21 protein-coding genes are annotated in these 23,519 nt (G+C 71.5%); 10 read left to right on the top strand and 11 right to left on the bottom strand.

Annotated elements, in window-relative coordinates; genetic code table 11:
- The first annotated feature begins 42 nt into the window (after positions 1-42).
- Complete coding sequence (locus ABZ406_RS12925; RefSeq protein WP_357759831.1) at positions 43-606, top strand: hypothetical protein; 564 nt, start codon at positions 43-45, stop codon at positions 604-606.
- 51 nt (positions 607-657) lie between these two features.
- Here ABZ406_RS12925 and ABZ406_RS12920 read toward each other — a convergent pair whose 3' ends face one another.
- The 4 genes from ABZ406_RS12920 to ABZ406_RS12905 form a co-directional block, all read right to left on the bottom strand.
- Complete coding sequence (locus ABZ406_RS12920; protein ID WP_357759827.1) at positions 658-1,236, bottom strand: dihydrofolate reductase family protein; 579 nt, start codon at positions 1,234-1,236, stop codon at positions 658-660.
- Between the two features lie 115 nt (positions 1,237-1,351).
- Positions 1,352-2,314 (bottom strand): hypothetical protein, encoded by a 963-nt coding sequence (locus ABZ406_RS12915; protein WP_357759825.1) that lies wholly within the window; start codon positions 2,312-2,314, stop codon positions 1,352-1,354.
- A 55-nt stretch (positions 2,315-2,369) separates the two neighbouring features.
- A complete protein-coding gene (locus ABZ406_RS12910; protein WP_357759823.1) occupies positions 2,370-3,197 on the bottom strand; it encodes a peptidoglycan-binding domain-containing protein in 828 nt (275 codons plus the stop codon).
- Between the two features lie 200 nt (positions 3,198-3,397).
- Positions 3,398-3,754 (bottom strand): L-rhamnose mutarotase, encoded by a 357-nt coding sequence (locus ABZ406_RS12905; protein ID WP_357759820.1) that lies wholly within the window; start codon positions 3,752-3,754, stop codon positions 3,398-3,400.
- A 165-nt stretch (positions 3,755-3,919) separates the two neighbouring features.
- Between ABZ406_RS12905 and ABZ406_RS12900 the strand changes: the two genes are divergently transcribed.
- The 6 genes from ABZ406_RS12900 (at position 3,920) to ABZ406_RS12875 (ending at position 10,152) form a co-directional block, all read left to right on the top strand.
- Positions 3,920-4,600, top strand: coding sequence for a response regulator transcription factor (locus ABZ406_RS12900; protein ID WP_357759818.1), 681 nt, complete (start codon positions 3,920-3,922; stop codon positions 4,598-4,600).
- A 12-nt stretch (positions 4,601-4,612) separates the two neighbouring features.
- Positions 4,613-6,070 carry a HAMP domain-containing sensor histidine kinase gene (locus tag ABZ406_RS12895; RefSeq protein WP_357759815.1) on the top strand — a complete coding sequence of 486 codons (1,458 nt, stop codon included), beginning with the start codon at positions 4,613-4,615 and terminating at the stop codon, positions 6,068-6,070.
- Positions 6,067-6,954, top strand: coding sequence for a Gmad2 immunoglobulin-like domain-containing protein (locus ABZ406_RS12890; RefSeq protein WP_357759812.1), 888 nt, complete (start codon positions 6,067-6,069; stop codon positions 6,952-6,954). Before ABZ406_RS12895 ends, ABZ406_RS12890 begins: the two co-directional genes overlap by 4 nt.
- A gap of 138 nt (positions 6,955-7,092) precedes the next feature.
- Positions 7,093-7,722 (top strand): TetR/AcrR family transcriptional regulator, encoded by a 630-nt coding sequence (locus ABZ406_RS12885; protein ID WP_357759809.1) that lies wholly within the window; start codon positions 7,093-7,095, stop codon positions 7,720-7,722.
- A 34-nt stretch (positions 7,723-7,756) separates the two neighbouring features.
- Positions 7,757-9,250 (top strand): MFS transporter, encoded by a 1,494-nt coding sequence (locus ABZ406_RS12880; protein ID WP_357759807.1) that lies wholly within the window; start codon positions 7,757-7,759, stop codon positions 9,248-9,250.
- Between the two features lie 110 nt (positions 9,251-9,360).
- Positions 9,361-10,152, top strand: coding sequence for a maleylpyruvate isomerase family mycothiol-dependent enzyme (locus tag ABZ406_RS12875; RefSeq protein ID WP_357759804.1), 792 nt, complete (start codon positions 9,361-9,363; stop codon positions 10,150-10,152).
- A gap of 41 nt (positions 10,153-10,193) precedes the next feature.
- Here ABZ406_RS12875 and ABZ406_RS12870 read toward each other — a convergent pair whose 3' ends face one another.
- Complete coding sequence (locus tag ABZ406_RS12870) at positions 10,194-11,393, bottom strand: RtcB family protein (RefSeq protein ID WP_357759802.1); 1,200 nt, start codon at positions 11,391-11,393, stop codon at positions 10,194-10,196.
- A gap of 406 nt (positions 11,394-11,799) precedes the next feature.
- Entirely contained in the window at positions 11,800-13,107 is a 1,308-nt protein-coding gene (locus ABZ406_RS12865; protein WP_357759800.1) for an RICIN domain-containing protein, read from the bottom strand.
- 157 nt (positions 13,108-13,264) lie between these two features.
- Here ABZ406_RS12865 and ABZ406_RS12860 point away from each other — a divergent pair, with 157 nt between their 5' ends.
- Positions 13,265-14,452, top strand: a complete 1,188-nt coding sequence (locus tag ABZ406_RS12860) for a spore photoproduct lyase family protein (RefSeq protein ID WP_357759797.1) — start codon at positions 13,265-13,267, stop codon at positions 14,450-14,452.
- Between the two features lie 15 nt (positions 14,453-14,467).
- Here the strand turns inward: ABZ406_RS12860 and ABZ406_RS12855 are convergent, their stop codons facing one another.
- Entirely contained in the window at positions 14,468-15,304 is an 837-nt protein-coding gene (locus ABZ406_RS12855) for a M15 family metallopeptidase (RefSeq protein ID WP_357759794.1), read from the bottom strand.
- A gap of 323 nt (positions 15,305-15,627) precedes the next feature.
- Between ABZ406_RS12855 and ABZ406_RS12850 the strand changes: the two genes are divergently transcribed.
- Positions 15,628-16,665 carry a LacI family DNA-binding transcriptional regulator gene (locus ABZ406_RS12850; RefSeq protein WP_357760463.1) on the top strand — a complete coding sequence of 346 codons (1,038 nt, stop codon included), beginning with the start codon at positions 15,628-15,630 and terminating at the stop codon, positions 16,663-16,665.
- Between the two features lie 117 nt (positions 16,666-16,782).
- Here the strand turns inward: ABZ406_RS12850 and ABZ406_RS12845 are convergent, their stop codons facing one another.
- The 3 genes from ABZ406_RS12845 to ABZ406_RS12835 all read right to left on the bottom strand — a co-directional run bounded on the left by ABZ406_RS12845 (position 16,783) and on the right by ABZ406_RS12835 (position 19,677).
- Positions 16,783-17,622, bottom strand: a complete 840-nt coding sequence (locus ABZ406_RS12845; RefSeq protein ID WP_357759792.1) for a peptidylprolyl isomerase — start codon at positions 17,620-17,622, stop codon at positions 16,783-16,785.
- Between the two features lie 70 nt (positions 17,623-17,692).
- A complete protein-coding gene (locus tag ABZ406_RS12840; protein ID WP_357759789.1) occupies positions 17,693-18,901 on the bottom strand; it encodes a D-alanyl-D-alanine carboxypeptidase in 1,209 nt (402 codons plus the stop codon).
- A 47-nt stretch (positions 18,902-18,948) separates the two neighbouring features.
- On the bottom strand, positions 18,949-19,677 hold the full coding sequence (locus ABZ406_RS12835; RefSeq protein ID WP_357759786.1) for a MerR family transcriptional regulator: 729 nt from the start codon (positions 19,675-19,677) through the stop codon (positions 18,949-18,951).
- 166 nt (positions 19,678-19,843) lie between these two features.
- Between ABZ406_RS12835 and ABZ406_RS12830 the strand changes: the two genes are divergently transcribed.
- Positions 19,844-22,126 (top strand): excinuclease ABC subunit UvrA, encoded by a 2,283-nt coding sequence (locus tag ABZ406_RS12830; RefSeq protein ID WP_357759783.1) that lies wholly within the window; start codon positions 19,844-19,846, stop codon positions 22,124-22,126.
- Between the two features lie 296 nt (positions 22,127-22,422).
- Here the strand turns inward: ABZ406_RS12830 and ABZ406_RS12825 are convergent, their stop codons facing one another.
- Positions 22,423-22,842, bottom strand: coding sequence for a protein phosphatase (locus tag ABZ406_RS12825; protein WP_357759780.1), 420 nt, complete (start codon positions 22,840-22,842; stop codon positions 22,423-22,425).
- Between the last annotated feature and the right edge of the window lie 677 nt (positions 22,843-23,519).

Here is a 23,519-nt window from a genome sequence, read left to right as displayed (position 1 = left end):
CACCGCCGCGACGTGGCCCGAACATCGATCGGAGGAACCACGATGAGGATCAGGAGCGCACTCACCGCGTTGGCGGTGGTCCTCGCCGGGCTGGTCGCCAGCGCCGGCAGCGGCACTGCCGCCGGCACCACGACCACTGCGGCGTCCTGCGGGATCACCTGGGGCAGCGCGGAGAAGTCGGCCGGGGAGTTGAGCGACGCCCCGTTGACCGAGGTACGGACCGGCCGGCAGGACTGCTACGACCGGGTGGTGTTCGAGTTCGCCGGCCCGGTCGACGGCTACGCGGTCGGTTACGGCGAGACGTGGACCGAGGGCGAAGGTGTGGCGCTGTCGCCGTACACCGCCGGAGGTGCCCTGCTGCGGGTCTCACTGCGGGCCCCGGCGTACGACGACGACCACCTGGGCACGCTGCCCTATGCGGTCGGCGAGCACGTGGCGAACCTGCTGCGCTACCCGACGCTGCGCGACGTCGTCTTCGGCGGCAGCTTCGAGGGCTACAGCACGTTCGCCGTCGGTGTACGGGCCCGGTTGCCGTTCCGCGTGCTTGTGCTCGCCGGCCCCGGTACCCACAGCCGGGTGGTGCTCGACGTCGCCCACCAGTGGTGAGCGGAGCCGGGTGAGTGCGGATGGCCAAGCCACGCACTCTCCCGGCGTCAGTCAGACGTGCACTGTGGGCCGGTAGACGAGTTCCTGGGTGCGCCCGTCGAGGGTGCGGCTCTCGATCAGCTCCAGGTCGAAGTCGGCCGCGCCTCCGAAGATCGGCTCGGTGCCGGTTTGTCCGGTGATCACCGGGAAGATCGTCACCTGGACGAAGTCGACCAGCCCGGCGGCCATCAGCGCCCGGTTCAACGACAGGCTGCCGTGCGACCGCAGAGGTACGTCGGACTCCTCCTTGAGCCGAGCGATGACATCGACGGCGTCGCCGCGCAGGACTGTCGCGTCCGGCCAGTCGAGGGGACCTTCCAGCGTGTGCGACACCACTGTCGCCGGAAGGCTCCTCATCCGGGTCACCCAGGCGTCCCGGACGTCGGAGTCCTCGGTGCTCGCCGCCAGCATCTGCGCGAACAATCGGTACGTGCCGGCCCCGAACACCATGCGCTGCTCCGCGCTGTAGACCGACAGGCGGTGCGCGAGCAGTTCGGGGCCCTGCTTACCCCAGTATCCGCCCCAGTTTCCGCTCGTGCTGCCGAAGCCGTCGAGGCTGGAGAAGACGTCAACGGTGTAGCTGGCAGTCATGATGGTCCCCGTTCACCTGTGAGTCGTGGCGGACGAGCCCGACGACTGATTCTCGCAGCTCGACCGGCCGGTGGCACCGCACGCCGCTGAGCCCGCGGTGCCACCGGCCGGGTCGTCAGTAGTTCACGTACGCGGTCACGGCGCGGTGCTCGGAGTATTCGCCGCCGGCCATCGACGGCGTGATGGTAGCGGCGTTGCTGAAGCCGTTGCCGCTCTTCACCAGCAGGAAGTCGATCCGCCGACTGCCGTTGGTGTCGTACGCGGAGGAGCAGTCGCGGCTGCCGCACTTCTCGGCGATCGGGTCGCGGTACCCGTCGGCCTTGCCGTCGTTCCACCAGCCGGCGTCCTCGGGCTCGGCGTTGGCGTCACCTGCGACGATCTTCAGGGCGCCGCCGAGGCGGTCCATCGCCTCGTCGGCCTCCTTGATGTTCTCGTCGGCGCAGAGGGGCCCGTGCCAGGTGTTGGTCGGCCAGTGGATCGAGGTGACCGACACCTTGTCGTTGCGGAGGGTGTCGTGCAGCCGGACGGCGATGTTGTGGACGCGGTCCTGGCTGCTGCGGGTGGGTTCGAGGTTCTGGCACCCGCCGGTGCCGGCGTCGTAGTCGGCGGGAGCGTCGGATCGCCAGCGGGTGGCGGCCTCGTAGGTGAACCGGTCCGAGCGGTAGATGACGGCGTTCGTCTGCTGGTTCTTCAGCTTGCCGCAGGTGCTGGTGTAACCCATCGAACCGGGGCTCGCGATCGCGATCTGTCCGGCGTACGTGCCGGGCAGTTCGTCGGTGAGGCGCTGCGTCAGGGTGGTGAGCTGCGTCTGGTTGGACACCTGCTGCACGGTGAAGATGTCCGGACTCAACGGCCGGCCCTTCAGGTAGGTGATCAGCCGGTCCCAGTTGTACCCGTCCGAGCAGGAACTCGGAAGCCAGTTCTCGATGTTGTTGTTGTAGACCACCAGGTAACTCGTCGAGGTGTTCACTGCGGCCTGGGCCCCGGTCGAAGCGGCGACGCTCACCGCGGCGGTCGTCAGGACCGTGGTGAGCACCGCGACTGCGCTGCGCAGGAAACGGCTACTACGGATGGACAACGTCACTCCTCTGCACGCCGAACAACTGTCGTCGAAACACGTGAACCGGTGCGCCTCAGAGCGTGCGCTGGTACTCCTCCCAGGTCCGCTTCGGGCTGACCGCCGGACCATCGTCGGCTCCCCGGTTGGCCAGGCCGTTACGACCGAGGTAATAGTCGCCCGCCTGGTTCTGCGCACCTGTCGACTGGTCGGTGTCGGCGAGCGCGACGGCGTGGATGTGGTAGCCCCAGTCCCCCTGGGCGGGGGTCCGCAGCCAGGCGGCAAAGCCCACGGTGCGCAGTCGGCGCAGCGCGTCCGTCCGGTCCGCCGAGGAGAGACCGCTGACCGAGAGGTCGAGGGCGCCGCCGCCGTCGTGCGTGCCGGCGGAGGCGCCCACACCGCTGCTGTACGAGCCCTGCGTGATGCTGAACTGGCGGCCGAACAGGCGTTCGGCCTCGAACAACATGGACCTGGTACGCGTGTTGACCTGCACATCGCGCACTGTCACCACGCTGCCGGGCGAGATCGCCCGGACCACCGTGTACCGCCCCTCGCCGAGGGACCGCAGCGACGACGGGCCGGGGAGACCCGTCGCGTCGAGACCTGTGTAGCCGAGGGATCGCTGGTACGCGGCGTACGCGGCGATCGTGCTCGTGCCGAAGTGACCGTCGACGTACGCCGACGAGAGCAGCCCTTTCGCCTGGAGTGCGCGCTCCACCAGCAGGACGCTGTCCTTGGCTCCCTCGGTCAACGCGGTGTCCGGCCGACGCGGGTCGATCTGCGCGGCCTTGATCAGTGACTCCATGTCCAGCTGCGGCAACGCGGCGGTGGCCGAGCCGGCCAGCGGTACGGCGCCGACCACTGCCGCACCGGCGGCGACGAGCAGGTTCCTTCTGGTGAGCACGCTTCCTCCGTAAGAATCTGACCGATCCACGCGAACGGATGAAGCTAGTCTTCAATCTCTGCGCCGGGTTGTCACCCCCACGGGGACACACAAAGTCGACCAAGCACTGTGGACGGCCCGGGCCCGGCGGCATCGACCGTCCGACGGGCGTCCCATCCGACCGGCCTCCCGGTCGGATGGGCCACCGTCCCGGCTCCGATTCAGCTGGCCGCGGAGCCCTGCGTCGGGTCGGGCGCCTGCTCGGCAGCCTCGTCGGTCAGGTGCCAGATCTCGCGCATCGAGGCCCACCACTCGCCCGACCCGGGCTCGGCGATCGACTCCTGACACGGGTCGGTCAGCTTCCACCACTCCTGCGTCTGCGGGTCGGCGGCGATGAACCGCGAGTCGGCCTCGTAGTCGTCGCCGACGTACTCGTAGTAGCCGAAGAGCAGGTCGTCGTGGAGAAAGATCGTGTAGTTACGGAAGTTCGCCTCGCGCAGCGTCTTCTCGACGCTCGGCCAGACCGCGGCGTGTAGCCGCAGGTAGGTCTCTCGCTGCTCGGGGCGGAGTCGGATCACGCAGCCATGACGTTGCACGTCGTGCCCTTTCGTGTGAGCTGGCCCAGGGGTGCCGAAGGCACCTGACCGTAGCGGTTGGACAGCGCCGGCAGGGGGCCAGCCGGCCGTGGACGTCGACCGTTCCGCCAGGACTACGCACTGTGGCGTCGGGTCTACCCTCGGATGATGGAGGGCCGCGTGCTGGTGGTCGAGGACGACTTCTCGATCCGGGAGGTCACCGCCCTCGGCCTGCGCCGCGCCGGCTTCCGGGTCGACACCGCCGTCGACGGGCGGCAGGCCCTGGCCGCGTTCCGCGCCCGCCCGGTCGACCTCATCGTGCTCGACGTGATGCTGCCGGGGCTGGACGGTCTGGAGGTCTGCCGGGAGATCCGGCGGACCAGTCAGGTGCCGATCCTGATGCTCACCGCGCGCACCGACACCATCGACGTGGTGGTGGGGCTCGAGTGCGGCGCGGACGACTACCTGCGCAAGCCCTTCGACCTGCCGGAGCTGGTGGCCCGGGTCCGCTCGGTGCTGCGCCGGGTCAGCGTGCCGACCCCGTCGACGGTCATCGAGATCGACGACCTGGAGATCGACCCGGGCAGCTTCGTGGTCCGCCGGCACGGCCGGGAGGTGGCGCTCACCGCCACCGAGTTCCGCCTGCTGCTGGAGCTGGCCCGCCGGCCCGGTCAGGTCTTCACCCGACAACTGCTGCTGGACCTGGTCTGGAACCACGACTTCCTCGGTGACTCCCGGCTCGTCGACGTGGCGGTGCAGCGGTTACGCGCCAAGATCGAGGACGACCCGGCGCAGCCTCGGCTGATCCGGACCGTGCGCGGCGCCGGCTACAAGTTGTCGATGGGCTGACGGGAGGCGGCGATGGCCGGACGCACCGTGTTTCCCGGCCGCCTGCGGCACCGGCTGACGATCGCGTTCGTCCTGGTCGCCGGCGTCTCGGCCGGGCTGCTCGCCGGCGGGACCGGGCTGCTGCTACGACAGTCCTGGTTGGACGCGTCGCTGCGCGAGGCGGCCGCCGACGCCCGCTACCAACTGGCGCTCGCAGGGCAGTTCCTCCCGCTGACCGAGCAGCGCGGCACCGAACTGCTCACCAGCTTCGAGGCCAGCGGCCGGCACGTGCTGCTCGTCGACGGTCCGACCCGGGCCTCACACCCCGCGTACGCCCCGGTGCTCGGCAGCCGGCTGCGGGAGGTCGTCGCGGACGGGCGACTGGGCTACCAGCGCTCCGCGCCGACGGAGCGGCCCCGGCTGCTGGTGATCGGGGGGCGCATTCCCGGCTCGACCGCCGAGCTGTACGTCCTGACCATGGAGGACGACGTGGCCACCGACCTGGTTCAGCTACGGAACGCGCTGCTGGCCGGCTGGGTGCTCGTGGTGTTGCTCGCCGCGGCGGTGGGCCACGCGCTGGCCCGCCGCACGTTGGAGCCGGTGGGCCGGGCCAGCCGGGCGGCCCGGGCGCTCACCGAGGGCCTGCTCGACACCCGCCTGCCGGTACGCGGGCGCGACGAGTTCAGCGCCTGGGCGGCGACGTTCAACGAGATGGCCGAGGCACTGGAGGCGAAGATCGCGGAGCTGTGGGCCGCACAGGCCCGCGAGCGGCAGTTCACCGCCGACGTCGCGCACGAGCTGCGTACCCCGGTGACCGCGTTGGTGGCGGCGGCGTCGCTGCTGCGCGAACACCTCGACCAACTGCCGGAGGACGCCCGACCGGCCGCCCGGCTGCTGGTCGGTGACGTGGTCCGGCTGCGCCGGCTGGTCGAGGACCTGATGGAGATCTCCCGACTGGACGCCGGGCGGGAGCGGTTGGCCGTCGGGCCGGTCGAGGCGGTGGCGCTGCTGGACGGCATCGTGGCGGCGCGCGGCTGGTCGCCACGGGTGCGGGTCACCGGTGAGCCGATCACTGTGCGCACCGACGGGCGTCGGCTGGAGCGGGTGCTGGCCAACCTGGTCGCCAACGCTGTCGAGCACGGCGGCGGGGAGATCACGGCCAGCGTGGTGGGCGCGGGCCGGCTGGTCGTCTTCGAGGTCACCGACCAGGGGCCCGGCATCCCGGCCGAGCACCTGACCCGCGTGTTCGACAGGTTCCACCAGGTCGACGGGCCCCGCTCCGCGCCGGGCAGCGGGCTGGGGCTGGCCATCGCGCGCGAACACGCCGAGCTGCTCGGCGGCGCGCTCAGCGTACGCAGCGAACCGGGCGAGGGCACCCGGTTCCGGCTGGAACTGCCAGTGGACGGTCCCGCCGGCGTGCCGCGCCCGGACGACAGCGCCGACCCGGGACGGGGTCAGCGCACCGCCGGCCCGGCGGGCGGCGCGGGATGAGCCGCCGGCTGGTCGTACCGGTGCTGGTAGCGCTGCTCCTGCTCGCCGGTTGCGGCACTCCCCGCTCCGGTGACCTGGGCCCGGCGCCCACCGCGCCGCCGACGAGCGGCGCACCCACCGACAGTCCCGAACCCACCACGACCCGGGCCGCGGTGCCGACGCCGCCACCCACGAACCGGCCGCCGCGTCCGTCGGCGGCCGTGTCCGCGAGCACCCGCCGGCCGGATCCGGTGAGCATCGAGCTGTGGTACGTCCGAGGCGGCCACCTCGTGCCGACCCGACGCACCCGGCCCGCGACCGTCGCGACGTCCCGGCTGGCGCTCACCGAGCTGGCCATCGGGCCGAGCCCGGCCGAGACCGCCACCGGGATGACCACGCTGCTGCCGGCTGGTGTCGAGGTCACCCGCATCGCCGACGGTGTGGCGACGCTGCGGGTGCCGTCCGCCGGTGACCCGGCCACCCGGCGGCTGCGCGAGGCGCAGGTGGTGTGGACGCTCACCCAGTTCCCCACCGTGCGTCACGTCCACCTCGACGGCGCGGCCCCGGTCGGTCGGGCGGACTACGCGGACCTGCTGGCACCGATAGTGGTGACCGGCCCGATTCCCGGCGAGCGCGTCGCGGCTCCGCTCGTGGTCACCGGCACCGCCACCGTGTTCGAGGCCACTGTCAGCGTCCGGGTGCTGGACGCCGCCGGCCGGCAGGTGGCCGTCGGGTTCGGCACCGCCAGTTGCGGCAGTGGCTGCCGGGGCGGCTACCGGGTGGTGATCGGCTGGCGCACCGCCCGCGAACAGAAGGGCACCGTCGAGGTGTACGAGGTGTCGGCCCGCGACGGCTCGCGGATCAACACGGTGGCAGTGCCGGTGGTGCTGGCCCGCGGCGGCTGACCACCCCGTTCACCCGCCGGACGCCTGCCGGAAACGCGATCGTTTCGTCGCTTCGGTGCGAGGCAACTCACGAAAGCCTGCACGATCAGCCATTCGCGAACTAGGGTCAGTACGACATCGTTTCGCGGGGGGTACGGGATGCTGGGTGGTCAGCAGGTGGGCGCGGGTGCCGGGGTTCCGGCAGCCCGGGGTCCGCGCTGCACCGACGGCGACCTGTTCACCGTCGTCATCGACACACTGCGCGAGGTCGGCTTCGACCGGATGACGATCGACGCCGTCGCCGCCCGCGCCCACGTCAGCAAGGCCACCATCTACCGACGCTGGGACGGCAAGGCGGAGCTGGTCGTCGCCGCCCTGCGCGACAGGCACGTGGGTGTGCACAACCCGCCCGACACCGGCTCCCTGCGCGGGGACCTGATCGAGTTGCTCCGGGCCACCGCCGCGATCTGCACCGCCGACTGCGACCTGATGCAGGCGTTGACCTTCGCCATGCGGACCAACCCCGAACTGGAACGCCTGGTACGTCACCAGGTGCTGCCGGCCGGTCGGGTCGCCAGCACCGCCATCCTGATCCGGGCCGCCGCCCGTGGGGAGATCCCACCGGAGGCCGGCGAGCGGGAGTTGTTCCACGATCTGGCCCCCGCGCTCACCATGTCCCGCATCGTCGCGCACGGCCTACCCGCCGATGACGCGTTCCTCACCCAGGTCGTCGACCAGGTGCTGATCCCGGTCCTCCGCTATCAGCACGACCGTCCGTCTCCGGCCTGACTCACCGAATATTCGCAACACGGAAGGCTTCACCATGCCCGGAACCACCTCGACCGCGCCCGGCGCGCACAACGCGGGGGCGCCGACCGGCGCACCGCACCCGCGGCGCTGGATCGCCCTGGCGGTCATCGCGGTCTCACAGCTGATGGTCGTCCTGGACGCCACCATCGTGAACATCGCGCTGCCGAAGGCCCAGGCCGACCTGGGGATCACCGACGCGAACCGGCAGTGGGTGATCACCGCGTACACGCTGGCCTTCGGTGGTCTGCTGCTGCTCGGCGGGCGCATCGCCGACTACTGGGGGCGCAAGCGCACCTTCCTGGTCGGCATGACCGGTTTCGCGCTCGCCTCCGCCCTGGGCGGTCTGGCCACGACGGGCGGGATGCTCTTCGCCGCCCGCGCGTTGCAGGGCGCCTTCGGCGCACTGCTCGCCCCGGCCGCGTTGGCGCTGCTCACCGTTCTCTTCACCGAGGCCACCGAGCGGGCCAAGGCCTTCGCCGTGTACGGCGCGATCGCCGGCGGTGGCTCGGCCGTCGGTCTGCTGCTCGGCGGGGTGCTCACCGAGTACGCCAACTGGCGCTGGTGCCTGCTGGTGAACATCCCGGTCGCCGCCATCGCCATCGCCTTCGCGCTGCCGCTGGTGCCGGAGAGCCGGGCCCACGGCAACACCCGTTACGACGTACCCGGTGCGGTAGTGGTGACCGCCGGCCTGGTCTCCCTGGTGTACGGCTTCACCAAGGCCGCCGAGGACGGCTGGGACGCCACCGCGACGCTCGGTTTCATCGCCGCGGGCGTGGTGCTGCTCGCCGCCTTCGTGGTGATCGAGCTGCGCTCCAGCCACCCGCTGCTGCCGCTGCGGATCCTGCTGGACCGCAACCGGGGCGGGGCGTTCCTCACCTCGACGCTCATCGGCGCCGGCCTGTTCGGGGCGTTCCTCTTCCTGACCTTCTACTTCCAGGTCGTGTTGCAGTACAAGCCCCTCGAAGCCGGTCTCGCGTCCCTGCCGGTCACCGTCGGCGTGCTGATCGCCGCCGGTGGCGCCAGCCAGCTGATGCCCCGGTTGGGTGCCAAGCCGCTGATGGTCGCCGGTGCGGTGCTCGCCGCCCTGGGCATGCTGGTGCTGACCCAGATCGACGTGGACACCCCGTTCCTCACCCACCTGCTGCCCGCGCAGGTCATCCTGGGCCTGGGGCTGGGCTTCACCTTCGTCCCGCTGTCCAGCCTCGCCCTGGTCGGGGTGCCGGAGCACGACGCCGGTGCGGCGAGCGCGACGCTCAACGCCACCCAGCAGATCGGTGGCTCGCTCGGCACCGCGCTGCTGAACACCTTCTACACGAGCGCTGTCGCCGCCTACCTGGTCGGCCGGGCGCCGAACCCGGTCAACCAGGTCGAGGCGCTGGTGCACGGCTACCGGGTGGCCTTCGCCTGGGGCGCCGCACTGATCGTGCTCGCCGGACTCGCGACGCTGGTCCTGGTGAAGGTCCGCAAGGAGGACATCCCGACCGGCAACACAGTGCACATGGGCTGAGCCGGGTGACGTGGCCACCGGCCGGAGACTCCCGACAGTGGGGTGGGCCGGCCGGCGGCCACGTCCGGTAGCGTCCCGACCATCGTCGAAAGTTCCGTTTGAGGAGATCCATGTCGACCCCTGCTGACCCGATCATCACCGCTCTGCGCGCGGGCCACGAGGAGCTCGCCGCGCTCGTCCGGGACCTCAAGGACGACGACCTGCTCCGGCCGTCGGGGGCCAGCGAGTGGCAGGTGTCCCAGGTGCTCAGCCACCTGGGCAGCGGCGCCGAGATCAACCTGGCGACGCTGGACGCCGCCCGTTCCGGCGCACCCGGCCCGGACGGGGACTTCAACCGTGGCGTCTGGGCGCGCTGGGACGCCATGCCCCCGGCCGAGCACGCCGCCGGGTTCCTCGCCGCCAACGAGCGGCTGGTCGAGGCGTACGAGGCGCTGGATGCCGAGACCCGGGCGTCGATGCGGATCGACCTCGGGTTCCTGCCGGAGCCGGTCGACGTGGCCACTGCGGCCCGGTTCCGGCTCAGCGAGTTCGCCCTGCACCAGTGGGACGCCGAGGTGGCGTTCAACTCCTTCGCGGCCGTGACGCCGGGTGCCGTGGCGCTGCTGCTCGACCAGATCGGCGGCATGCTGGCCTGGACCAGCCGGCCGCAGGAGCTGGCGGGGCGGGAGGCCACACTGCTGGTCCGGCTGCACGCGCCCGAGCGGACGTTCGGGCTGCGGCTGGGCGAGAAGATCGAGGTCGTCGACGCGCCGGAGCGTCCCGACGGCGAGTTGGTGGCACCGGCCGAGGCGTGGTTGCGTCTGGCCACCGGACGGCTCGGCGCCCAGCACACCCCCGACGGGGTCCAGGTGACCGGCCCGGTGACGGTCGACGACCTGCGTCGGGTCTTCGTCGGCTTCTGACGCGGTGCCGCGCGGGCCGGTGACCCGGCCCGCGCGGCCTCTCAACCCTTGACGCAGACCACCTGCTTGAGGTGCGCGACCACCTCGACCAGGTCCTCCTGCTGAGCCATCACCTCGGTGATGTCCTTGTACGCGCCGGGGATCTCGTCAACCACCCCGGCGTCCTTGCGGCACTCCACCCCGGCGGTCTGCGTGGCCAGATCCTCAGTGCTGAACGTCCGCTTGGCCTGCGCCCGGGACATCCGACGCCCCGCCCCGTGCGACGCCGAGCAGTACGCATCCGGGTTTCCCCGCCCCCGCACGACGTACGACCCGGTGCCCATCGACCCGGGGATGATGCCCAGGTCACCCCGACCGGCCCGGATGGCGCCCTTGCGGGTGACCAGCACCTCCACCCCGTCGTAGGTCTCCTCGGACACGTAGTTGTGGTGGCAGCTGATGGGCTCGTCGTAGCCGACCTGCGGGAAGTGCTCGCGTACCACGCCGCAGAGCAGCGCCAGCATGACCGCCCGGTTGCGCCGCGCGTACTCCTGCGCCCACCACAGATCCCGCCGGTACGCGTCCATCTCCGGCGTGCCGGCGAGGAAGACGGCCAGGTCCCGGTCCGGAAGGTCGGCGTTGTGCGGCAGCCCCCGGGCCACCCCGATGTGCCGCTCGGCCAGCTCCTTGCCGATGTTGCGGGACCCGGAGTGCAGCATCAGCCAGACCCGCCCCTCGTCGGCGCCGCCCTGCTCCAGGCAGACCTCGATGAAGTGGTTGCCCCCGCCGAGGGTGCCGATCTGCCGCTGCGCCCGCGTCTCCAGTTGTGCCACCCGACGGTCCAGGCTGGCGAACCGGGCCCAGAAGTCGTCCCAGCCGGCCTGCTCCAGGCCCCGGATCCGACGCGTGTCGACGGAGTCCTTGCGCTGGGCGAAGCCGACCGGGATGGTGGCCTCGATCGCGGCGCGCAGCCCGGCCAGGTCGTCCGGCAGGTCGGCGGCGGTCAGCGAGGTACGCACCGCCGACATTCCGCAGCCGATGTCGACGCCGACCGCGGCCGGCGAGACGGCCTGCCGCATCGCGATCACCGAGCCGACTGTGGCGCCCTTGCCGAAGTGCACGTCGGGCATGACGGCGACGCCCTGCACCCACTGCAGCGCGCCGATGTTACGCAGTTGCTGGGCGGCCTGCGGCTCGATGGCGTACGGGTCGGTCCAGACCCGGACCGGTGCCCGGGTGCCGGCGAGGGGGGTGAATCCCATTGTGGGCTCCTTCAGTCGTGCGGTGACCGTCAATGATCAGAGGGTGGTGGTCTGCGGAGGTGCGTGGACACGAAAAGGCCGCCGATCCCGGTGGGATGGGCGGCCGGCGGACGCGTCAGCGTCGGCGTCAGTCGCGCCACCCCGGCTCGTCCCGCCGCGATGGACGGCAGGCACGGGTTTTGGCGGTGATCCGCAGAGTGGCACCGGCGGGGAGCAGACACCAGCGGGCGGCGGCACGGACGCGTTGCGACATGGCGTACTCCCTTCGGGGTCGATTGGTTCACGGTGCACCGACGAGATTAGGAGGCCCGCCGCGCGTCCGCAATGGATATCCGGTCCGCACTACAGCGCCCGCCCGGCGCCGGGGTGAGTCGCGGCTCACCCCGGCGCGGACGTGGCGGTAAGGCTATGACTGCGGCACCAGCCGGAAGGACTGCGCCGCGGTGCCGTTGCAGGTGTACTGGATGAGCTGGATGCTGTCCGCGGTGGACGCTCCCGGCACGTCCAGGCACTTGCCACTGGCACGGTTGACCAGGCGGTAGTAGCCGCCGCCCTCGGACTCGGCCCGCCACTGCTGGTTGTTGCCGCCGCTGTAGGACCAGAGCTGGATGGGTGCCGAGTCGGCCGTCGACCGGTCGGTCACGTCGATCACCTGGGCGCTGTTGTTGCGGTTGTTGACGCGCAGGTAGCCGCCGCTGGTCGGCACGAACTGGTACTGCTGCGCGGTGCTGCTGTTGCAGGTGTACTGCTGGATGGCGGTGCCGTTCGCGCTGGCCGCGGCCCGCGCGTCCACGCACTTGCCGTTGCCCCGGTTGACCACCGTGTGCCAGGCGGTCGGCGAGATGCCGTCCGAGGGCGGAGGCGTCGTCGGAGGCGTGGTGCCGACACCGGCGAGCCAGTGCAGTCCGTCGATGAGCAGTTGGTTCTGCTGCGCGCTGTCGAAGGTGGAGGACAGCCCGGTGTTGGTGCTGTAGTTCATCGCGTTGTGGCCGAAGTTGGCGTACAGCATCTTGTACTGCCGGTTGCTCCAGACGAGCGGGTAGTAGCCGCCGTACCAGGACTGGTTGGGGTCCGTGCCCACCGGGAAGCTGGACGGGTCGACCGAGGCGAGGATGTCGATGTTGGGGTTCTGCCGCAGGTCGTTGCTCCAGGAGTACCACTCGCTGATCGACGACGGGAAGGTCGCCGGGAGGTTCCGGGAGGCCGGGTGGGTGCGGTTGTCGGCGCGCATGGTGACCCGGGTGGGTCCCCAGGTGTTGGTCTGGAACGAGCCGGTGCCGAGGAAGGTGTTGTAGTACCAGCTCCAGCTCGACGGGTTCGTGGTGAACGCGCTGACGTGGAAGCCCAGCCACCCCCCGCCGTTCTGCACGTACTGCTGGAACGCGGGCCGCTGCGCGGCGGGCGGCGCGTCGTCCAGGAACATGACGACCTTGTACTGGGCCAGGTTGGAGGTGTTGAGCAGGCTCCAGTTGTTGGTGGCCTCCCAGGAGAAGCCGTACTGGGCGGCGGCCTGCGGGAACCAGGCCCGGGCGTCCTTGACGAAGTCGATGTGCGCGGCGTCCCAGGTGCCGTTGTAGAAGGCCAGGACCTTGAACGTCGGCGCGGCCTGGGCGCTGCGTGCGGCGCTGACCGTGACACCGGCGGTCAGAGCGACGACCAGAGCGACGAACAACGACAGGATTCGTCTGGTACGGGAGGAAAGTTCTGCGATCACCTGATCGTCCCTTCGGTGGGAACGCGCGCCGCCGCGTCGAGATACATTTGTTCACAAGGTTTACAGATAGACGAAAGGTTATTCCTCTGACCTGATCGCGTCAATCGCCGATGGCCCGAACGGGTGGGATTCCTGCGACAGCGGGTACCCCGGCCCGGTGACCAGCCCGGATGCCGTCGACGTCGACCAACCGCTCGCCGTGGACGAGGCCGCAGCGCCGCACGACGCCAGCGGCGAGCGGGTGCCGACCCGCGACCTGGCCGGGCTCGCGCCGCCGGCCCGGCCCGCCCGCCGCTGGACCCCGAGCCGGGTGGTGGCCACCCCCGCCGCGCTCGACCACCCGCACGGCCACCGCATCGTCGAGCGGGTGCGGGCCCTCGGCATCGAGGTGGAACCGCTGCGCGCCAACCGGCTCACCGGGGTACGCGGGCAGACCGACCGGGAAACCTACGCCCGGGCCAAGTCGACGATGGCGATAGTGGTGAGCCCACCCTCGCGGCGCGTGCTGCAACCCATCGCGCCCAGCGCCGACTGGCGGGTCGACCTCGCCGAGGGCTGCCCGGCGCACTGCCAGTACTGCTACCTCGCCGGATCGCTGTCCGGCCCACCGGTGACCCGGGTGTACGCCGACCTCGACGACATCCTCGCCGGGCTGGCCGCGTACGCCGGACGCGGAACGGTGACCAGCCGCAACGCCCGACGCGCCGACGAGGGAACCACCTTCGAGGCGTCCTGCTACACCGACCCGCTCGCCCTGGAACACCTCACCGGCAGTTGGCAGCACGCGGTCCGGCACTTCGCCGACTGGGACGCCCCCGTGCAGTTGCGCTGGACGACGAAGTACGCCGATGTGGACACCTTCGTCGGGTTGCCGCACGCCGGCCGGACCCGGGTCCGCTTCAGCGTCAACTGCGCCCCGGTCAGCGTTCGGTTCGAGGGCGGCACCGCCCGGGTGCCGGACCGGCTGGCCGCGCTGCGCCGGCTCGCCCTGGACGGCTACCCGGTCGGGCTGACCATCGCGCCGATCATCGCACTGCCGGACTGGCGGGAGCGCTACGGCGAGTTGCTCGACCAGGTCCGCGCGGCGGTCGACGGGGTGCCGGACCTGGACCTGACCGCCGAGCTGATCACCCACCGGTTCACGCCGGGCAGCAAGGAGGTGCTGCTCGGGTGGTACCCGCGCACCCGGCTGGAGATGGACGAGGAGTCCCGCACCCGCAAGCACGGCAAGTTCGGCGCGGTGAAGTACGTCTACCCCCGTGAGCAGATGGCCGAGCTGCGCGACTGGTTCACCGCCGAGCTGACCGCGCGCGTCCCGGCCTGCCGGATCCTCTACTGGACGTGACCGCCCCCGGCGGAATCAGCCGACCGAGGATCGGGCGACCGGGGCGGCGAAGAACGTGTCCGGGTACGGCTCGTCGCGCAGGCTGTAGTGCCACCACTCCCGGTCGTAGTTGACGAACCCGGCGTCGGTCATCAGCCGCTGCAACAACCGACGGTTGTCCCGGGCCGTCCCGCTGACTCCGGGGTCGGCGGTGTGCGCCAGGGGGTCGAAGCAGTCGAAGCCCGTACCCATGTCGATGCTGTTGTCGGCGAAGCGCTGCCCGCGCGGCGCGGTACAGGCGACAAGCGGTTGCCCGACCCGGTACGAGGGTTGGCCGGCGGCCGGCTCGTCGACCAGTGTCAGGTCCAGGGTGCTGCCGCGGCTGTGCGCGGTGGGCGCGCCGATGTAACCGTCCGCGAAGAGCCGGTTCTTGGCCAGGTCCGGGTAGAACTCAGCCTTGGTCTGTTGCTCACCGGGGCGCTTCGACCAGGCGACGAAGTCGTCCACCGCCGGCTGCGGGCGGTAGCAGTCGTACACCTTGAGGCTGTGCCCACCGGCCAGCGCGGCGTTCTGCACGCGGCGCAGCGCCTCGGCGGCCTGCCGGGTGAGCAGGCAGAGCGGCTCGTGGTAGCCGGTGATTGGGCGGCCGACGAAGTTGTGCGGTGTGGCGTAGCGGATGTCGGAGTGGATGCGGGGGTCGCTGTCGGTGAGCACCACGAACCCCGGCAGCGGGGCCGCCGCGGGCGGCGCCGGCGCGGGTGTGGGGCTCGCCGACGTCGGCTGCGGCGCGGCCGGCGCGGGGCGGGGCTCCGCCCGCGAGCAGCCGCCGAGCAGCGCGGCGAGCACGAGCACGACGGCCAGGCGGGAGCGCACGAGTCCTGTCTATCAGCCCAGCTGGGGCCGCCATCCCAGGTTCCGCCGGCTTCGCCGAAAGTCGGCCCGTTCCCCGGCCGCCGGACACACCCGAGGTCGGAGAAGTCGAATCGATCGAGGGCCGTCGACCGCGTCGGTGAGCGAAAGTGACCGAAAAATCTCCGGAACTTTTCCGCAAACGTAGCGAAGCTTCGGCGGGCCGAGCATGTCGTCAACCCCCATCGGTGAGGCAAGATGACCCGTGGAACGGGCATCGCCGTTTCGGGACACACGGTGGGCGACGTGTTGTGGGTCGACCCTCCGGCTCGGTGAAGGAGACGCGTGTGGGCGCGGACGACGGACGCAGGGTGACCATCACCGCGATCGCACGGGAGGCCGGAGTGTCGGTGCCGACCGTGTCACGGGTGCTCAACGGTCGCTCCGATGTGGCCCCGGACACCCGGGAACGGGTCGAGGAGTTGTTGCGCCACCACGGCTACCGGCGTCGCACGAGCCGCAGCGTTCGCCGTGCCGGGCTCGTCGACCTGGTCTTCAACGACCTGGACAGCCCCTGGGCAGTGGAGATCATCCGGGGCGTCGAGGACGTCGGGCACGGCGCCGGGGTCGGCACCGTGGTCTCCGCGATCCACCGGCAGCCCACAGCGGCCCGGCAGTGGCTGCAGAACCTGCGCACCCGGGCCACCGACGGCGTCATCTTCGTGACCTCGCACCTGAGCCCGCCACTGCACGCGCAACTGCGTCGCCTCAACGTGCCGGTGGTGGTCGTCGATCCGGCCGGGGTGCCGGCCATGGACGTGCCCACGATCGGCGCCACCAACTGGGCCGGCGGGCTCGCCGCGACCGAACACCTGCTCGCTGTCGGGCACCGGCGCATCGGATTCGTGGCCGGGCCGACCCACCTGCTGTGCAGCCGGGCCCGGCTCGACGGTTACCGGGCCGGGCTGGAGGCCGCCGGGGTGCCGGTGGACGACACGCTGATCTACCCGGGCGACTTCTACCACGCCTCCGGATTCTCCGGCGGGACGGCGCTGCTCGACCTCGCGGACCCGCCGACCGGCATCTTCGCCGCCAGCGACCAGATGGCCTTCGGCGTCTACGAGGCCATTCGACGTCGCGGGCTGCGCGTCCCGGACGACGTGAGCGTGGTGGGTTTCGACGACCTGCCGGAGGCCCGCTGGGCCTCACCGCCACTGACCACAGTGCGCCAACCGTTGGTCGAGATGGGACGGTTGGCCGCCCGGACCGTGCTGCGCCTCGCCCAGGGCGAGGGCATCGACTCCCCCCGGGTGGAACTCGCCACCGAGATGGTCGTTCGGGACAGCACCGCCGCCCCGCCGACCGGGTCGCCCACCTCGGCGTGACGGCCGGAACTGCGCCGGAAACCGGTTGGACCGGTTCCGGTCGGATCCCGGAAGTTCCGGCCGGGCGCGACCATCGGGCGCGGTGAGTGACCGACGGTCACCCACCGCGCCGTACGGTCAGTGGTGGTGGTGCGAGCGGACCGCCTTCTTGATGGTCACCGGCAGCGCGGGCGCGCCGTCGACAGGGGCGGGGTCCTCGGGGGTCGGCGCCACTCCCCCGGCGGCGATCCGGTCCAGGGTGGCCAGGCCGGCCGAGTCGACCTCGCCGAAGATCGTGTAGTTGGGGCGCAGCGCCGAGTTGGCGTAGACCAGGAAGAACTGGCTGCCGTTGGTGTCCGGGCCGGCGTTGGCCATCGCGAGGACGCCCCGGGCGTACACCCGGCGCTCCCCGGTCGGGTCGGTGGGCGCGGGCGGCAGGTCGGTCGGCAGTTCGTCGCCGTACCGGTAGCCCGGACCGCCCTCACCGGTGCCGGACGGGTCACCGCACTGCAGCACGCTCAGCGTCGGGTACGCGGTCAGCCGGTGGCACGGGGTGCGGTCGTAGAAACGCTTGCCAACCAGGTGCAGGAAGCTCTGCACTGTGCACGGCGCGGCAGCCCGGTCCAGTGTCAACCCGATCGGCCCGTGGTTCGTCGCCAGCGTCACCCGCACAGTGCCCCGGGCCGGGGTGCGCCGGGGGTCCGGCGGCAGCGGCACCGGCCGGGCGGCGGGCTCCTCCGGGGTCTCGGTGTACGCGCACGGGCCGTGGGTGGTGCGCGGCGGCCGGTTCGCGGCGTCCGAGACGGTGGACGCCGCGGCGGTAGCGTTGCGAACGTCGGCCGGCGCGGCGACCGCGCTTGCGGACGCGCCGACGACAAGCGCACCGGCGAGCACTGTCACCCCCGCGAGGCGGGTCAGGGCGCGCACCGGCCGGCGGGGTGCCGCCACTGCGGGGCGCGGTTCGAGTTCACTCGACACAGGGATCCTCCTGGACTGGTGGTGCCAGAAAGACCGGAGTCTATGGAGGGCAGCGCCCGATGTCGATCCGTCAGGGCATCCGACGGCGGCGCCGCCACAGCAGGCCGCCCCACAACGCCACCACCGTCGCGCCGCTCACCACGATCACCGACCAGAGCCACCCCGAGCCGGTACGCGCGGGTCCGCTCGCCGCCGCCGGCCGGGGCGCACCGGGTGCCGCCAGCGCGGACGGCGCCGCCGACGGGGTCGCGGTCAGCTCGCCGGGCTCGACCAGCCGGCCGACGGCGGCGTCCCGGGGCAGCGTGAAACCCCAGTCCAGGAGGGCCGCGCCCTGCTCCCAGCCGCGCACCGGTGCCGATTCGGCGCCCAACAGGGTCACCACCAGACGCCGCCCGCCACGCTCCGCGGCCCCCACGTAGGTGTGCCGGGCCAGGTCGGTGAAGCCGGTCTTGCCGCCGAGCGCTCCCGGGTACCGGTAGATGAGCTGGTTCTCGTTCTGGATCTCGAAGCCCTTCGTGCGTTGCGCCGGCTGGACCGGAATCGACGTCTGCTCGGTCAGCGCGTACCGGCGGAAGGCCGGCTCGGCGAAGCAGGCCCGGGCGATCAGCGCCAGGTCGTACGCGCTGGTGAACTGCCCCTTGCCGTCCAGCCCGGACGGGGTGACCGCGTGCGTCTGGAGCGCGCCGAGGTGGTGCGCGTGCTCGTTCATCGCGCGGACACCGGCGGCGCTGTCGGTGCCGCTGCCGAGTCGGGCCAACGCGTTGGCGGCCTCGTTGCCGGAGTTGAGCAGCAACCCGAGCCAGATCGTCTCGATCGTGTACCGGCCGCCGGCGACCAGGCCCACGGCCGAGGACCCGGGTTCGATGTTCATGTCCTCGTCGGTGACGGTGACCGTCTGCTTCGGATCGAGCCGGGGCAGCATGGTGGCCGCCAGCAGGAGTTTCTGCACACTCGCCGGGGTGCCGTACTCGTGGGGGCCGCAGCCGCCGAGCACCTGGCCGCTGTCCAGGTCGGCGACCAGCCACGACGTGGCGGTGACCTTCGGTGGCACGGCGACTCCGGTCGGCACGACCAGGCCGGCCGTGTCGAGTGCCGCGCCGCCCACCACGCGCTGCTCGGGAACTGCGGGCGGGGGCGACGGCCGGGGTGGACGGGACATCGCCGGCGCCGCGACCCGGGGGCAGCGCACCGTCGACGCGGCCGACGCTCCTGTCGCACCGATCGGCACGGGAGCGAGCAGGACGACGGACGCCGTGGCCGCCAGCAGCACAGCTCTCATGTGCCCGACCCTAGTCAGGAGGATCGTCCGGCGGGACGGGATGCCCGTCAACTCGCGTCGCCACGAGCGAGCAGGTAGTCGTGCAGGGCGGCACTCCCCCGCAGCCGGCGCAGGCTGCGGGTGTGCAACTCCTGCTCGCGGCGGGCCAGCTCGGCGCGGACCCGCTGCGGGCTGCCGGTGGTCCGCAGCTCGCTCAGCACCGCGTCGATGATCTCGAACGGGTACGCACCCCGGCGCAGCAACGCGATGACCTGCGCGGCGCGTAGCTCGGCCTCGTCGTACACCCGGTAGTTGGTGCCCGGGGTGCGGCCCGGCCGCAGCAGCTCGCGCTCCTCCCAGAGCCGCAGCTGCGAGGTCCGGACCCCGACCAGGGCGGCGACCTCACCGATGCGGGCGCCGTGGCGTGGTGCGGGCCGGGCCGCTGGTGGGCTGGCCAGCACTGTCTCGAAGGCACCGAGCACCCGGCGGATCTCGGCGCGCTCCCGGTCCAGCTCGGCATGGCCGCCGTCGAGCGCCGCCAGGGCCGCCGGCACGTCACCGGAGTGCACCGCCGCCATGATCTCCCGGGTACGCATCCAGCCGTGCCCCTCGGCCAACCGCCGCGCCACTGTCAGCGCCCGGGCGTGCTCGGTGGTGAAGATCCGGTAGCCGCTCCCGGTGCGGCGCACCGGCGGCAACACCCCCAGGTCGACGTAGTTGCGCACCTGCTGCACCGAGATCCCGACGGTGGCCGCCAGGTCCACGGCGCGCAGCCGATCGTTCGAGGCGACGTCCACCCGAGCCACCGTACCGCTTACGACGTGATTTGAGACTTTCCCGGACGAGCCGCCGGAGCTGGCGCTGCAATCTCGGCGAAAGTCTCTACTTGGGGATGAATGAGACAATGGAACCCGCCAGTGCTCGGCGGGGCAAAGTCCCGCCACGATTCTGTGAAGGGTTCGCATGTCGCAGCCAGCATGGTCCGCCGCCGACAGCCACGACATGATCGAGGTACGCGGAGCGCGGGAGAACAACCTCGCGGACGTCTCGGTCGACATCCCCAAACGCCGGCTGACCGTCTTCACCGGCGTCTCCGGGTCGGGCAAGTCGTCGCTGGTCTTCGGCACCATCGCCGCCGAGTCCCAGCGCATGATCAACGAGACCTACAGCGCGTTCCTCCAGTCGTTCATGCCGAACCTCAACCGGCCGGACGTCGACTCACTGCGCAACCTCAGCGCCGCCATCGTCGTCGACCAGGAACGGATGGGGGTCAACTCCCGCTCCACGGTCGGCACCGCCACCGACGCGTACGCCATGCTGCGGATCCTCTTCAGCCGACTCGGCCAACCGTCCATCGGTGGCGCCGGGGCGTTCAGCTTCAACCTCCCCGAGGGCATGTGCCTCACCTGTGAAGGACTGGGCCGGGTCTCCGACCTCGACATCAACGAGCTGGTCGACGTCGAGCGCTCCCTCAACGACGGAGCGATCACAGTGCCCAACTTCGCCGTCGACTCCTGGTACTGGCAGACGATCGTCGGCTCCGGCCTGTTCGACCCCGACGTCAAACTCCAGGACTTCACCGCCCAACAGTGGGAGGACTTCCTGCACAAACCCGCCACGAAGATCAAAGTGGGCAGCAACAACTGGACGTACGAGGGCCTGGCGGTCAAGGTCAAACGGCTCCTCCTGGCCAAGGACCGCGAGTCGATGCAACCGCACATCCGCGCCTTCGTCGACCGGGCGGTCACCTTCACCACCTGCGGCGACTGCGGCGGCACCCGCCTCAACGCGGCAGCCCTGTCGTCACGGATCGCCGGACACACCATCGCCGCCTGCTCGGCCATGCAGATCAGCGACCTGGCCACCTTCATCCAGGCCATCGACGACCCGGGGGCCGCGCCACTCGTCGCCAACCTCCGCGACCTGCTCGACTCCCTGGTCGAGATCGGCCTCGGCTACCTCAGCCTGGACCGTGAGTCGGCGACCCTCTCCGGCGGTGAGGCGCAACGGGTGAAAATGGTCCGACACCTCGGCTCCAGCCTCTCCGACGTCACGTACGTCTTCGACGAACCCACAGTCGGCCTGCACCCCCACGACATCGCCCGGATGAACGACCTGCTGCTGCGGCTACGCGACAAGGGCAACACGGTGCTGGTGGTGGAACACAAACCGGAAACCATCGCCATCGCCGACCACGTCGTCGACCTCGGACCAGGCGCCGGCACCGACGGAGGTCGGATCTGCTTCACCGGCGACATCCCCGGCCTGCGCCGCTCCGACACCCTCACCGGGCGACACCTCGACCACCGCGTGACACTGCGTGACGCGGTACGCCAACCCACCGGGCACCTCGCCATCCGCCAAGCCGACCTGCACAACCTGCACGACGTCGACGTCGACATCCCGCTCGGGGTGCTCACAGTGGTCACCGGCGTAGCCGGCTCCGGCAAGAGCTCACTGATCCACGGGTCGCTGCGCGGCCGGTCCGGGGTCGTCATCGTCGACCAGTCCCCGATCCGGGGATCCCGACGCAGCAACCCGGCCACCTACAGCGGGCTGCTCGACCCGATCCGCACCGCCTTCGCCAAGGCCAACGGAGTCAAGGCCGCACTGTTCAGCGCCAACTCCGCAGGTGCCTGCCCGACCTGCAAGGGGATCGGTCTCATCTACACCGACCTGGCGATGATGGCCGGCGTCGCCAGCGTCTGCGAACGGTGCGAAGGGCGCCGCTTCACCGACGAAGTGCTCACGTACACGCTGCGCGGCAAGAACATCAGCGAGGTGCTGGCCATGTCCGTCACCGAGGCGTACGCGTTCTTCCCGCACCCCATCCTCAGTCGCCTGGTCGACGTCGGGTTGGGCTACCTCAGCCTCGGCCAGCCCTTGACCACCCTGTCCGGCGGGGAGCGGCAACGACTCAAACTCGCCATCCACCTCGCCGAGAAGACCACCACGTACGTCCTCGACGAGCCAACCACCGGCCTGCACCTTGCCGACGTGGACCAACTCCTGGCCCTGCTCGACCGGATGGTCGACGCCGGCAACACCGTGATCGTCATCGAGCACCACCAGGCGGTCATGGCACACGCCGACTGGCTCATCGACCTCGGCCCCGGCGCCGGCCACGACGGCGGCCGCATCGTCTTCACCGGCACACCCGCCGAACTGGTCGCCGCCGGCGACACCCTCACCGCCACCCACCTCCACGAGTACGTCACCGACCAGGCGGCGGTCGCCCACGGCTGACACCACCGCCCCGACGCTGACCGGCACCCGGCGCGGCCGGTAGCCGCGGCGGGGCCGGTAGCCGCGGCGAGGCCGGCAGCCGCGGCGGGGCCGGTAGCCCCGGCGAGGCCGGTAGCCCCGGCGGGGCCGGTAGCCCCGGCGGGGCCGGTAGCCCCGGCGGGGCCGGTAGCCCCGGCGGGGCCCGTTGCCGCGCGGCGAGGCCCGCTGATCAAGGGGTTTGCGTCATTTTCGGAGCGGATCCTGACGCAAACCTCTTGATCAACCTCGGCCGGCGGTGCTTCGGCAGTGGTCAGCGGTCACCTGACGCGGCGCAGCCAGCGCCGCTGCCAGGGTGTCTCCACCGCCTTCGGGTGGTAGCCGGCCCGAACCCACGGCACCGCCCGTTCGACCGACAGACCGTCGAGGATCGCCAGCGCGGCCAGGGCCGTCCCCGTGCGACCCACCGCACCCCGGCACGCCACCTCGACGCGTTCCCCGTCGTGCGCCCGCCGCAGCGCCTCCCGCAGGGCGTCGAGGGCGTCGACGCGGTCGAGCGGAATCCAGAAGTCGGGCCACCGGACCCGACGGTGCGGCCACGCCGGCTCCGGACCAGGGGCCAGCAGCACGGCGAAGTCGGCGGGCGAGGTCGCCGCAGCGACGCGGCGTCCGCGCACCGTCGCCCCACTGGGGAGTACCAGCACACCCGATTGCTCGGACCACGGCTGCGCGTCAGTCACCCGCCCATTGTGCCGGTTCCGCTATGGACGAGTACTGACAGCGCCGCCCCCGGCCGGTGAGCCGGGGGCGGCGCTGGTGTCGGTGTGCAGGTCGCCTCTCGGCGAGTGGCACGACGCGGCTCCAGCCGAACGGTATTCCGCGAGGGCAATATTAGGTGAGGCCCGGGGACACTGAGTCACACCGACACTGTGCACAACCAGCCCTACCTCGATGTTGTTCCCGCACCGCGCCCCCGATTGGCCGCCCCGCCCCGCCCCCATCGCCTCGTCGGCTCTGCGCTCCCACCCCACGCGCCGCGGCCGCGCCATCGAGCGGTGGTCGAGGCCGATGGCCGAGGGTAGGTCCCCCGGTCTGCGGTCGCCGGTTGCCGATTGCTGGTGCGGTCCAGCCGCACCGCCTGTCGCCTCACGGCCATTACCCACCCACCGTCGCGCCAGGTTCCGGTCCGGTGCCGCGAGATCTTGGACAGTTTCCGTCAGCGCAACACGGAAACTTTCCAAGATCTGCGGGCAGCCACCGATCGAGTCGTGCCTCATCCCGCTTGCGCCGTGCACCGGGCGCGCTGTGCGCGGGCTCCGTCGTCGGTCGGTGACCGGCGTGCCAGACGCCTGGCGTGCGGGAACGGATGTGCCGCTGGCCGGCACCCGGGTTGCGGGTGCCGGCCAGCCGGGGGTGG

The sequence above is a fragment of the Micromonospora sp. NPDC005710 genome (assembly GCF_040630995.1).
Lineage (GTDB): Bacteria > Actinomycetota > Actinomycetes > Mycobacteriales > Micromonosporaceae > Micromonospora.
This window is presented reverse-complemented; position numbering and strand designations above follow the sequence as displayed.

Coding starts and splice junctions, on each gene's coding strand:
- ABZ406_RS12925 (WP_357759831.1), top strand. CDS start 43: ATGAGGATCAGGAGCGCACTCACCGCGTTGGCGGTGGTCCTCGCCGGG.
- ABZ406_RS12920 (WP_357759827.1), bottom strand. CDS start 1,236: ATGACTGCCAGCTACACCGTTGACGTCTTCTCCAGCCTCGACGGCTTC.
- ABZ406_RS12900 (WP_357759818.1), top strand. CDS start 3,920: ATGGAGGGCCGCGTGCTGGTGGTCGAGGACGACTTCTCGATCCGGGAG.
- ABZ406_RS12895 (WP_357759815.1), top strand. CDS start 4,613: ATGGCCGGACGCACCGTGTTTCCCGGCCGCCTGCGGCACCGGCTGACG.
- ABZ406_RS12890 (WP_357759812.1), top strand. CDS start 6,067: ATGAGCCGCCGGCTGGTCGTACCGGTGCTGGTAGCGCTGCTCCTGCTC.
- ABZ406_RS12885 (WP_357759809.1), top strand. CDS start 7,093: ATGCTGGGTGGTCAGCAGGTGGGCGCGGGTGCCGGGGTTCCGGCAGCC.
- ABZ406_RS12880 (WP_357759807.1), top strand. CDS start 7,757: ATGCCCGGAACCACCTCGACCGCGCCCGGCGCGCACAACGCGGGGGCG.
- ABZ406_RS12875 (WP_357759804.1), top strand. CDS start 9,361: ATGTCGACCCCTGCTGACCCGATCATCACCGCTCTGCGCGCGGGCCAC.
- ABZ406_RS12870 (WP_357759802.1), bottom strand. CDS start 11,393: ATGGGATTCACCCCCCTCGCCGGCACCCGGGCACCGGTCCGGGTCTGG.
- ABZ406_RS12840 (WP_357759789.1), bottom strand. CDS start 18,901: ATGAGAGCTGTGCTGCTGGCGGCCACGGCGTCCGTCGTCCTGCTCGCT.
- ABZ406_RS12830 (WP_357759783.1), top strand. CDS start 19,844: ATGTCGCAGCCAGCATGGTCCGCCGCCGACAGCCACGACATGATCGAG.